This is a genomic window from Nostoc sp., assembly GCF_036919555.1.
Classification (GTDB): domain Bacteria; phylum Cyanobacteriota; class Cyanobacteriia; order Cyanobacteriales; family Nostocaceae; genus Nostoc.
Genome location: NZ_JBALCS010000051.1, coordinates 52,942 through 65,134, shown reverse-complemented (window position 1 = coordinate 65,134; position 12,193 = coordinate 52,942). Strand labels below are relative to the sequence as shown.

Sequence of the window (12,193 nt, the reverse complement as noted above, 5' to 3'; positions counted from 1 at the left end):
CTACCCCAAAACCCGGTGGAGAGTGACACTCTAAAGACTCAAACAAAGGTGCTTTGGAACGAAGTAACCCTTTGTTTTTTCTTAGTTAGGTCGATGACTAAGTAGGAAACCATCCACAAGGAAACAGAGGGAGGGATTGTCTAAGAAGCAAAAGCCTGAAGTAATGCTCAGGATACGCTGACGTAGACACGATGGTTTGGATTATGGAGTTGGTATTAGCAATATATATGTCTAAAGCCGAACAATCGTTCAGGATGGAATGGGAACACGATATACCTATCTTCAAAGGGATATATTCCAACTATCAATGGAAAGAATTGCCCTGGAAAGATGTAGAAAAACGTGTTTACAAGTTGCAAAAACGAATCTATAAAGCCAGTAGTCGTGGTGATGTCAAAGTCGTCCGCAAACTTCAGAAAACCTTAATGAGGTCTTGGTCTTCTAAATGTCTAGCAGTCAGACGGGTAACACAAGAAAATCAAGGTAAGAAAACAGCAGGAGTGGATGGAGTCAAATCACTATCCCCAGAAGCCAGGTTAAACCTTGCAAGGCAATTAAAACTCACAGGGAAAAGTAAGCCAACTCGCAGAGTATGGATACCAAAACCTAACGGAGAGAAACGCCCTTTAGGAATACCCACTATGTCTGATAGAGCCTTACAATCTCTAGTAAAACTAGCATTAGAACCAGAATGGGAAGCTCACTTTGAGTCCAACTCGTTCGGTTTTAGACCGGGACGTTCTGCCCATGATGCAATCGAAGCAATATTTAATGCAATTAGGCAAAAGCCAAAATATGTGTTAGATGCCGACATTGCCAAATGCTTTGATAAAATCAACCACGAAGCATTGCTGTCAAAAATAAATACCTTCCCAATATTGCGCCGTCAATTAAAGGCATGGCTAAAATCAGGTGTAATTGACAGCAGTAAACTTTGTCAAACATCAGAAGGTACACCGCAAGGTGGAGTTATATCCCCCCTGTTAGCTAATATAGCGCTACACGGGATAGAAGAAAAGTTAAACGAGTTTGCTAAAACTTTAGACATTCGTAATGCTAAAGGACATCAAACGAATTGGAAAAACAAAGTTAGTTCGCTCTCATTCATTAGATATGCGGATGATTTTGTGGTTCTTCATGAAGATATAACCGTTATCCAAAAATGCCAGCAAAGTATAAGTGAGTGGCTAAAAGACATGGGATTAGAACTAAAACCAAGTAAAACAAAAATTTCTTACACCCTAGAAAAGTATGAGAATAATGTTGGGTTTAACTTCTTGGGGTTCCATATACGGCAATACCGAACAGGAATGTTCCATAGTGCTAGGAATGTCAAAGGAGAACCGCTTGGCTTTAAGACACTCATAATGCCCAGTAATGAGAGTCGCCAAAAACATAAACAGGACATAAAAAAGGTAATAGACACCCATAAACACTCCAAACAGATTAAGTTAATACAAGAACTTAATCCCATAATCACGGGATGGGGAAACTATTACTCAACAGTAGTCAGTAAAGAAATATTTGGCAAGATGGATAATGATATCTATCTAAAACTCAGAGCTTGGGCAAGACATCGCTGCCCTAATAGTAGTGCTAAAGAAACATCCAATAAATACTGGCATAAAGTCGGCAAAGATAATTGGAGCTTTTGTACCAATGAAGGGTATATGCTGAAAAAACATTGTGAGACAAAAATAAAAACTCACGTCAAAGTGCAAAGCAGCAGAAGTCCCTACGATGGCGATTGGGTTTACTGGAGTTCCAGAATGGGTAAACATCCAGAAGTTTCTACAAAATTGGCTACATTGTTGAAGAAGCAGAAAGGCAGATGTAACCAATGTGGATTGACTTTCAAATATGGAGATTTGATAGAGATTGACCATATCAATCCCAAATCAAAAGGAGGCAAAAACCACTATGACAATCTCCAAGCTCTCCATAGACACTGCCACGATATAAAAACTGCCAACGATGGTAGTAATGGTACTCATGACAAAGAGCCAAATCATTGAGGAGCCGGATGACGCGAAAGTGTCAAGTCCGGTTTTGGAAGAGAGGGTGAGGAAGTGATTCCTCGCTCGACTCTACCCCTAGTATAAAACGCCGTAGTGGGAAACTGGACATAGTTGGAACTATGGACCATACTACCACGAAGGAAATCCTTCATACCCTTCATCGGGCTGCTGGAGGCCTATACTGTAAACGTTTCGGTTCAGTGTAGGAGATGTCACATTGTTCAATCCAAAATCTAAAATCTAAAATTCTCCTGTCTCCTTCAATCAAATTTCGTCTCTTAACCTGAGCAATCAAAAAGATGTAAACCTAATCGTTGAGAAAGTTCTTCACACACCTTCACCCCCCGTACACTATTACCACGCACATCCAGAAGCGGCGAAAAAACTCCAATGCCCATCTTATTGGGTACAACGGCGATAATCCCACCACAAATTCCGCTTTTCGCCGGAATCCCAATTTTGTAAGCCCACTCACCTGCAAAGTTGTACATCCCACAGGTATACATAACACTCAGAATATCTTTGATGTAACGCTTATCTACCGCCCGTTCTTTGGTAATCGGGTTAATACCTCTGTTAGCAAGGGTAGCCGCCATCACCGCTAAGTCTTGGCAATTCACCATCACAGCACATTGCTGGAAATAAAGATCCAGCGACTCTTCAATATTCCGGTCAATCATGCCAAAGTTGAGCATCAGATGCGCCATTGCACGGTTGCGATGCCCTGTACTCCGTTCCGAGGTAAAAACGGAAATGTCAACGAACACGTCGCGGCCAATATATCGCTGGAACATATCTAGCATTCGGTTGAGGCGTTCGGTTGGCCCGGAACCTCTGATTAAGCTGGTGGTAGCGATCGCTCCAGCATTTACCATTGGATTATAAGGTCGCTTCGATTGCTCATCCAAAATAATCGCGTTGAATGCATCCCCCGTCGGTTCCACGCCAACTCTAGTCAAAACATAATCCAGCCCATGATCTTCTAAGGCAAGTCCATAAGCAAACACCTTGGAAATTGACTGAATGGTAAAGAGTTGTTCCCAGTTCCCAACTTTGTAAACCTGACCATCTACTGTCACAATACAAATGCTGAACAAGTCCGGGTTTACCTTTGCCAGTTCGGGAATGTATTTCGCTACTGCACCCTCCTGCACTAACTTATACTGTGAATGCAACTCGTTGAGAACAGCTAATAATGGCGATGAATCTTGGTTTGTCATCAGGCTGATAGCATTTCCCGAAATACCCACTATATATCAATACGCTTGGGTTAAAGCCAAAAACCAAAACCAGCGGAGGTTGGGGAGCCACTACGCCCTTGCGGTTTCGCGACTTGTCCCTTGTGCGTCTGTTCGCAGGAGTTGCAAGTGGCGTTTGAGGGACGAAACCCAACATTTTCCGGACTTTGTTGGGTTTCACTACTAGAACTTACGCAAAACTACACGCGCTCAGGGGCAATTCATGAATTGCCCCTACGGGAAATCAAGGCTTTCACTGCCTTTTTGCGTAAGTCGTGACTACCTTCAACCCAACCTACAATTATCCTTAACTCAAGCGTATTGCACTATATATAGTAGCGGTCTACAGCCGCACATCCTTACAGTTGCAAAGATTTTTGAAAAGACAGCTTGCTCTAAAAAATCATCCTTGAGTAATTACTTAGGCTACAAAATAACGCTTGTAATTTTTAATACATTTAAATTTTATCTCCAAGCGATCGCGAAGATTTCCTAATTTTTTCATTATTAATCACAAAAAATATCAAGTTGAGTATTGTTCTTTTTGTATACTCAGTAATACTGTTGCCGTAAGTTACATTCATCACCAATTCAAGTCTAGTTATGGAGAACAAAAGTCATGATTAATCTAAGTAGAAAAAACTTGGAAAAAAGATATTATGCTCAAACTAATTTGGATAATTATCTCAGATATAACTCCGATGACGACTTATTCATAGGTAAATCAAAATATTTCATTAAATAAGGTATTTTAAGTATTTATGCCGATGATATTTAATTAAGGTTATATTATGTCTTTAGAGGAAATACCAAAATAGATGTTATCTATAATACACGAGTAGGTGCAAACCTTTAGAACTGACATCAATAGGGTATCGTCACTTTGGTGTGCAATCAGTGTAACGTTTTTTTAAGAAATTTTTGACTTGCCGAAAAAAGCGTTACATAGCCAAAGTCCCCATTTGAAAAAGGTTTCGCCCTTAAAATTGGAATTATAATTTCAGGAGGTGGCCTAAAATTACGCTAAAACCCTGATCCCCAAGCCAAAAGGTTCATGTTAGTCTGTTGCAGTTATAAATAACAAAAGTGAAAGCGGAACGAGTTCGAGTTTTTCAGAAGGGAAATCACTTTCACAAAGTGACAAATCCCACAAATCATAAAACTTAAGTTCTACAGTCGCTTTAAAAACGAACGCATGAATCAAAGACATTTGTGGACTATTGTTGCCCTGTTTATGACTGTTTTGGGAATACCCACAGTCGGTTGCACTCAAACGACCAAGGGAAATCCGCTAGCTTCCCAAAAATCACCTGCACCTGATGTAGTGAAGGTGGGAGAGTATCAATCAACAGCAGGGAAACAAACCTTGGATGCTGTGATTACAGAAATTCACTCTCACAACATCGGAGGACGTAAGGCAGCAACCCTTTTTATCAAAAATATTCCTGTTCTCACCTTTTTGAGTTCCGTATCAAATGCGAGTCCTGAAACTAAAAAAGTTGGTACAATTGGAAATTCTGGGGGCATACAATCGTATGCCCTTATTGCTAGCAATTCACTAAAGGTAGTGAGTACTGGGAACGTCACAGATGTGAGTAACCAGATTAGCTCTGTTGACAATGACCCAGTTCAGATAGCTGGTGTAATAGCAGCTAAGATCAACCAGTTGAATCGGGAAAATGTGGACGGGACTAAGATTACCGTAAGTTGGAAAGCAGGTGAAAAATCTACTGCCAATCAAGCGCAAAACAAAAGCGCCCCCCTCCAGCAAAATGGCGATCGCTATATAATCAAAATTAATGGCGAAGAATTGGTCGAAATCAACGAAGATACGCGATTAGCAGGTACCACCAACAATCTGGCGCAAGATGCATTGCAAGCAACCAATCGTCTGCGAAGACTACTAGGCAATGCATCTCCATTAAAAGAAATTGCGAATTTACCAGTTCGTCTGCCAATATCAATACCAAAACTACCCCAACAGATTGCCGTTGGAGTAGTGCGAATCTCTTTCGGAGGCATAGCTTCCTATTACGGGTATGATGGTTCTGGTAATAGTACTGCTAGCGGTCAGAGGTTCAATCCAGAAGGCATGACTGCCGCCCATCGTAGCTTACCCTTTGGTACACAAGTTCGTGTAACCAACACCCGCAATGGTCGTTCTGTAGTGGTGCGGATTAATGACCGGGGTCCATACGTTCGGGGTCGAGTCATAGACCTGTCTGCTGGCGCGGCTCGGATTTTGGGAATGATGGGCAGTGGAGTGGCACCAGTACAGATTGAAGTCTTAAAATAGTTATTAGTGAGTAGGGAATAGGGAGTAAGAATTTTAGATTTTAGATTTTGGATTTTAGATTGAAATTTAATCCAAAAGACACTCGCGGACTCGCTTTTCGCGTCGCTATCGTCAATCCAAAATCCAAAATTGAATTGCCCTGTTTGGCCAATGCCCAATGCCCAGTTCGCAGTTCCGTATCACTTAATTCCCCTAGATCAATCATCTCTTCCCTCTATTTCAGATATAAACTAACGGGGGAGGGATCGATAAGAACTAGGGGTATTTTTGTGCGCCTGCTGACAACAGTCGCAGCTTTACGCTGCTATTTAACTAAACGCTGCTCAGAAAACAAGCTGATTGCAGTTACTGAGGATCAGAGACTAGATGAGATGACTGGCTGGTATCAGACGGCAGTCGGTCTGGTGCCAACGATGGGAAATTTGCATCAAGGTCATTTAAGCATGATTCAACGGGCGCGGCAAGAAAATTCTACGGTGATTGTGAGTATTTTCGTCAATCCCCTGCAATTCGCTCCCAATGAGGATTATCAACGCTACCCCCGCACTTTAGAGCAAGACCAACAACTTTGCGAACAAGCTGGGGTAGATGCCATTTTTGCACCGACTCCTGAAGAAATGGCAGTTCCCCAGAAAAGTATCCAAGAATCAAGGGTTACACAAGTTATCCCCCCATCTGCTATGATAACAGGCTTGTGTGGTCGTTCTCGGCTAGGTCACTTTCAGGGTGTAACTACGATTGTTACCAAACTTTTCAACTTGGTACAGCCTGATCGTGCCTACTTTGGTCAAAAGGATGGTCAGCAACTAGCAATTATTAAAAGGCTGGTAGCTGACTTAAATTTGCCAGTAGAAATTGTTGTTTGTCCAACAGTGCGGGAAGCATCGGGTCTTGCCTTCAGTTCTCGTAATCAATATTTGACGGTGACGGCAAAAGAGCAAGCAGAGGTATTATATCGCGGCTTGCGACGAGCTGAAGCTGCGTTTCGGGCTGGCGATCGCAATAGCAACAAGTTGATAGCAGTTGTACAGCAAGAAGTGGCAATGGTCAGCACGGTTTTAGTGGAATATATTGAATTGGTTGAACCGACTACGTTGATGTCTTTAGAAAAAGTTGAGGAGGAAGGAATGTTGGCGATCGCAGCTCGTCTTGGTGCTACACGTTTGATTGACAATACCATATTGCGCGATCGTCAACCCATTATCGCCATTGATGGTCCAGCTGGTGCTGGAAAATCTACAGTGGCGCGTCAAGTGGCAGCAGACCTGGGTTTAGTGTATTTAGATACAGGAGCGATGTACCGTGCTGTCACTTGGTTAGTAGTGGAAAAGGGGATTACGATTGATGATGAGTGTGCGATCGCGGAATTAACTAACCAGTGTAAAATTGAACTTACTCCTAACCCCGATTTACAATCTACCGTGCGGGTTTGGATTAACGGTACTGATGTTACCCAGGTAATTCGCACCATTGAGGTAACATCGCAAGTATCGGCGATCGCGGCACAAAGCGCTGTACGTCAAGCACTGGTTAAACAACAGCAAAACTGGGGTAAAAGAGGTGGTTTAGTCGCTGAAGGACGGGATATCGGTACTCATGTATTCCCCGATGCCGAAGTGAAAATCTTCTTAACCGCTTCTGTGAGTGAACGCGCCCGTCGCCGCCAGCAAGACTTTAACAAACAAGGTCAACCCAAAGTTAGTTTAGAGCAGCTGGAACGGGACATTGCCGAACGTGACTGGAAAGATAGTACACGCAAAGTTTCGCCTTTACAAAAAGCAGCAGATGCGATCGAAGTTCAAACCGATGGTTTAGAGGTGTCTGAAGTCACGGCACAAATCGTTAACTATTACCAGCAGCGTTTATCTCAGTGGTAATCACCACTATTTGCTGTTAGTTTTTTAGTTTCAAAGGGTGGTGGGTGAGTGATTATTCACTTACCATCCTCAAAACTGCATTTAAAAACAAAATAGATAATTTGACGATTGGCTATCTTGATTGAAAATCAAGCCTTGTACTAGAAATATTAAATTATTTAAGTATTAAATCATCTCGCTTTCGAGTGATTTATCATATCGCAATTAATCCTACTAAAGATAGAAGTATCAAAACTCTAATTGCTAAATGCTAGTTAAATATTGGTCTTTCACTATGAGATATTAGCCATTTCTATTTAGATTCATTAATGACTAGCGATTTGACTGATCACAAAAGTATTTTGTTTTCATCTTCACTTGATCTTCACTTTGGTAGTAGAATAACGATGTTAAGTTTTATGTTTGATCATCAAAGACATAAAACTGTCAAAAACAAAAGCTGTTAATTTCCTAAGCTTCTGGAATAGTTTAAGACTGGAAACCGATAAAGAGAGGATTTCACACAATGGTATTTGTACAAGAACCACTACCCTTTGACAAGAATGCTCTAGAGCCATATGGCATGAAAGCTGAGACTTTCGAGTATCACTATGGCAAGCATCACAAAGCTTATGTAGACAACCTTAACAAGCTCACTGAAGGTACTGAACTTGCCGATAAGTCTCTGGAAGAGGTAATCAAAATTTCCTTCAAAGACTCCTCTAAGACGGGAATCTTTAACAACGCTGCTCAAGTTTGGAACCACACCTTCTTTTGGAATTCCTTGAAACCCGCAGGTGGCGGCGCACCCACTGGTGAACTTGCAGCCAAGATTAATAAAGATTTTGGTAGCTTAGACAAATTCAACGAAGAGTTCTCTAACGCCGCCACAACTCAATTCGGTAGCGGATGGTCTTGGTTGATTGATGATGGTGGTACGCTGAAGGTGATTAAGACACCAAATGCAGAGAACCCTCTAGCTCATGGTAAGAAGGCACTCTTAACTTTGGATGTTTGGGAACACGCCTACTACATTGACTACAAAAATGCCCGTCCAGCGTTCATCAAGAATTTCCTAGAAAAGTTGGTGAACTGGGACTTTGTTGCTGAAAATTTGGCCAAAGCTTAATTAATTGACCTGATCTGCAACTTAATTTTCTTACCTGACTTCCATTTCTCTCTGATTGCACCAGAGAGGCTTTGAATTCCCTTCATTCCCTAGTAGGAAAGGGGGCTGAGGGGCTAGGTTTGAGTAAAAAGTTGTACAGGGCGTTAATCGCCACTTTTGAAGTGATTATGACAGGAGTTTTTGCTAGCTATGTGAAGCAGAAACAGTAAGTCAATTTATTAATATTATTGACAGTCACGACTAGTGTCGTGGCTGTTTTTGATTAGCTAGAAAGGATTGCGGAAATGGGAAGATGAAAGACATGAGGGAGCAAAGGAGCTTCAACAGTTATCAGTTATCAGTTCATAATGATGTATTTATCCCATTCCTCAGAGTCCCCCACTTCAACAGTTATCAGAGACTGAAACTGTGATAACTGTTTACTGATAACTATTCACTGATTTAAATCCCCGACTGAAACTGTGATAACTGTTTACTGATTTAAGTGCAGGGGGAAAATTACAGCAAGTCTTTCCCCTCTGCACCGCATCTTTGGGCCTTCTTCTGGCTATGGTTGAAGTAACACTGAGCTATAGCAATCCTAAATTATTCGTGAGATTTGTGAACTAAGTAAGTCGGCGGGAAAATTTTTAAGTATGTAACGAAAATTTAACCAATTGGATTAGAGTTAAATTTAATACGTTTTCACGCCGTTTTACTTACGCAACTGGCACAGTCTGATCGCTATCTAATAGTACAAAAGTATTATTACAAGCTATGGTTCACAATTTTGGTCGCAAGATAGTTCAAATCACAGAAATCTTGACTGCGATCGCGCAGTTGGCTGACTCTGATGAGAATAAGGTTCAGTGCCAACAGTTGGCAGCAGCATTGCGTGACCAGTGGATTGAATCATTCGCTGTATGAGGCTCCCTTTATGGCAAGTGCTCAAACCAGATCCCGTAGTATCGAGTCAGGCGGTATCGATAAAGCTGTTGTCGATCAGATTATCCAGTTGCTGGCAGCCCTTCTGGAGCGTTCTGAAACAGCAACGACACTGGCTTATCTAGACAGGCATCGTCCGCCTGTTGAGCCAGTCTTCAAATAGGCGATCGCAAAGACGTTAACCTGTAGGGGCATCCAATTATTCATGAAATGGTTCCAGTCACTCGATAAGGTGGGCTGGCTACGATCAAAGAATGCTGACTTCCCTCGGCAATGGTAATCAGCTTCTTGCGTTCGTCAATGTACTGACTCATTTCCAAGGCAAATTTGGCATGGTGTTGAGTCACGTAAGCGATCGCGGCGGGTGGCAGCCTGAGTACCGTTGCAGTATCAGTGACTGTGGCAGAAACAGGGCTGGGTTCTCCTGGTAAAAACACCGTTTCACCTAAAAAGTCACCCTTCGATAAATGAGCAACCTCCTGCTGATCAACTTGCTCATCCACTGAAAGCAAAACCTGACCCCTTAGCAGGACATAAAATGCCTGAGCCAATGCCCCCGCGCAAATAATCTGTTCTCCAATGCCAAAGAGTTCTACGGTAGCATGGTGGGTTAGATATTGAATCGTGGTGGGGTCTAACCGGGCAAACAGGGGCAGCGATCGGATAATCTCGTTCAGTCCTTCCGGTGTATTGTCAGAGTCAATGGGCAGATGATTCAATTTGTATTCGATTTTGTCAGCAAAGGGAACATGCAAACGATTACGGCGAATTGCATAATAGGCGCGAGTCCAAAATTCGTCTTCGATTTTCTCCACCTGACCGTAGTGGGTAATGAAGAAGCGAATTTCATACTCAATGTAGGTATTTTTATAGACTAGAGGACGAATCTGGGGCAATGGTTGGGGTTGAATGCCCTCTACCGAAAGAGCAGCCGCACGTAAGGTTTTGCGAACCAGATCGGGATGATCCTCGTAGGAAAACGGTATCTTTAAGCGCACGGCATGGAGTGGGTCGAGCAACGTGTAATTGCAGATGTCTTTTTTGCCCAGGTTGCCATTAGGAATAATGATAATGTCGCGATCAAGGGTTTTAATCCGCACGGCTCGCCAATTGATTTCAATGACCTCGCCCTCTAATTCCTCCACTTGAATCCAGTCGCCGATCCTAAAGGGGCTTTCGACAATCAGCAAAAAGCCGGATACTAAGTTGCTTAGAGTATCCTGCAACGCCAAGGCAATCACCAAAGAACCAATCCCCAGTGTACCCACCACCTTAGTTAAGTCAACCTTCCAGACCGCTGCCAGCATATAAGCGAGAATGCCCAATACTACTAAAGCACGCAGAAATTGAAATACCAGGTTGGGGAGATGGATTTGTCCAAAGCGTTGCTTGTTTCCCGTTCCCAGGACGATATTGAGCAGCAGTAGCGTCGTGTAGATGCAGGCGATCCAAAACAGACTGCCAATCATGCGGAGGGCGATCGCGTCTTCAGCCACCTGAAAAAACTGACGCATCACCAGCCACAAGGCTAAAAGGGGTAAAAGCAGATTGCGCGTGGCATTCAACACGGATGCCAGAGGGTTTTTATGGCGCCGGCATCGCTCAATCAGTTCCCCCAGTCCAACCACCAGCAGCGGCAATCCCAAAATCAACACCAGTCCCTGGAGGAGGGTAAATTGATCGCTTGATAAGTTGCTCATCCGTTGTCCTTTTTGGTGTGGGTATTAGGACTATCCTGATTATCGAAACTGAGTCCGAAGCTGGGTTCGCCGATCGAGTCGCGCATTCCGGCTTGCCCAAGCACCCAGGTTGGCAGGATGCGCTTGTCTTCTAGGATGATGGATTTGTCTGGTTCAAAGGAAAATAGGTCTTGCACCCGATCGCAAACGGCTTGGGTGACCCGAATCGTGTTTATCTGTGCCTGTTGCTCTAACTGACTGGCGATGTTGAGCGGTTCTCCCCAGAGGTCATAGCGGAATTTTTTCTGCCCAATCAGGGCGGTAGTTACAGCCCCTGTGTGAATGCCAATCCGCAAATTTAAGCCAAGATTGTATTTTTGATTGACCCCTTTGGCCAGGTTCAACGCTTGTTGGGCAAAGTCTACCGCCCGTTTGACATGATCGAGCCGGGGTTGGGTCAAGCCACAGGCGGCGATATAGCGATTGCCAAAACAATCCAATCGTTCAACATCCCATTTTTCGCCCGTATCGTCTAATTGGGCGATGAATTCATTGAAACCGTTGGCAACCGTTTGATACCCCTGCTGTTCAGTCGATTTTGCCAACCCCACAATCTGAATCACGACGACGGTTACCTGTTGTGCCTGCTCGACAATGCGAGTTTCTCCTTGCCGCCACCGTTCCATGACTGGACGCGGCAGGATGTTGAGCAACAGCATTTCGTTTTCCTGGGCTTTCTGGGCGATCGTTGCTGTTTTCTGGCGCAGTTGAGATGCCATGTCATTGAAAATTTGTGCTAGTTCACCGAGTTCATCCTGGGCTATGGTTTCCAGTTCAGGATTTAAATCACCCGATCCTACCTCTGATTCTCCTTCAAAGACCAAGCGCGATCGCTCAATCATCACATCGATCGGTCGCATCAACCGTTGAGCGGCGATCGCGGCAAACAAGGTCATCAGTAAGATGAGTACGACCGTCAAAAGCAGGAGATAGCTTTGTAAGGCATTAATCGGTGCGTATGCCTCAGATAATGCCATTTCTGAAATAATCCCC

General features: G+C 43.4%; 9 protein-coding genes. 6 read left to right on the top strand and 3 right to left on the bottom strand.

Annotated features, from left to right (window positions below; genetic code table 11):
• The first annotated feature begins 227 nt into the window (after positions 1 to 227).
• A complete protein-coding gene (gene ltrA, locus V7K36_RS14990; RefSeq protein WP_335116945.1) occupies positions 228 to 2,015 on the top strand; it encodes a group II intron reverse transcriptase/maturase in 1,788 nt (595 codons plus the stop codon).
• A gap of 281 nt (positions 2,016 to 2,296) precedes the next feature.
• Here ltrA and glsA read toward each other — a convergent pair whose 3' ends face one another.
• Complete coding sequence (gene glsA / locus V7K36_RS14985) at positions 2,297 to 3,238, bottom strand: glutaminase A (RefSeq protein ID WP_335116943.1); 942 nt, start codon at positions 3,236 to 3,238, stop codon at positions 2,297 to 2,299.
• 1,213 nt (positions 3,239 to 4,451) lie between these two features.
• Here glsA and V7K36_RS14980 point away from each other — a divergent pair.
• The 5 genes from V7K36_RS14980 to V7K36_RS14960 all read left to right on the top strand — a co-directional run bounded on the left by V7K36_RS14980 (position 4,452) and on the right by V7K36_RS14960 (position 9,624).
• Entirely contained in the window at positions 4,452 to 5,552 is a 1,101-nt protein-coding gene (locus V7K36_RS14980) for a septal ring lytic transglycosylase RlpA family protein (protein ID WP_335116941.1), read from the top strand.
• Positions 5,553 to 5,821: 269 nt separating this feature from the next.
• Positions 5,822 to 7,429: a bifunctional pantoate--beta-alanine ligase/(d)CMP kinase gene (locus tag V7K36_RS14975; protein ID WP_335116939.1), complete on the top strand. Its 1,608-nt coding sequence runs from the start codon at positions 5,822 to 5,824 to the stop codon at positions 7,427 to 7,429.
• A gap of 505 nt (positions 7,430 to 7,934) precedes the next feature.
• The gene (locus V7K36_RS14970; protein ID WP_335116936.1) at positions 7,935 to 8,537 is read left to right on the top strand and encodes a superoxide dismutase; all 603 of its coding nucleotides are present in this window, start codon (positions 7,935 to 7,937) and stop codon (positions 8,535 to 8,537) included.
• Positions 8,538 to 9,293: 756 nt separating this feature from the next.
• Positions 9,294 to 9,443 (top strand): hypothetical protein, encoded by a 150-nt coding sequence (locus V7K36_RS14965; RefSeq protein ID WP_335116934.1) that lies wholly within the window; start codon positions 9,294 to 9,296, stop codon positions 9,441 to 9,443.
• 10 nt (positions 9,444 to 9,453) lie between these two features.
• A complete protein-coding gene (locus tag V7K36_RS14960; RefSeq protein ID WP_335116932.1) occupies positions 9,454 to 9,624 on the top strand; it encodes a hypothetical protein in 171 nt (56 codons plus the stop codon).
• 40 nt (positions 9,625 to 9,664) lie between these two features.
• Here V7K36_RS14960 and V7K36_RS14955 read toward each other — a convergent pair whose 3' ends face one another.
• Entirely contained in the window at positions 9,665 to 11,161 is a 1,497-nt protein-coding gene (locus V7K36_RS14955) for a mechanosensitive ion channel family protein (RefSeq protein ID WP_335116930.1), read from the bottom strand.
• A complete protein-coding gene (locus V7K36_RS14950) occupies positions 11,158 to 12,177 on the bottom strand; it encodes an adenylate/guanylate cyclase domain-containing protein (RefSeq protein WP_335116928.1) in 1,020 nt (339 codons plus the stop codon). The genes V7K36_RS14955 and V7K36_RS14950 overlap by 4 nt, the downstream gene beginning before the upstream one ends.
• Between the last annotated feature and the right edge of the window lie 16 nt (positions 12,178 to 12,193).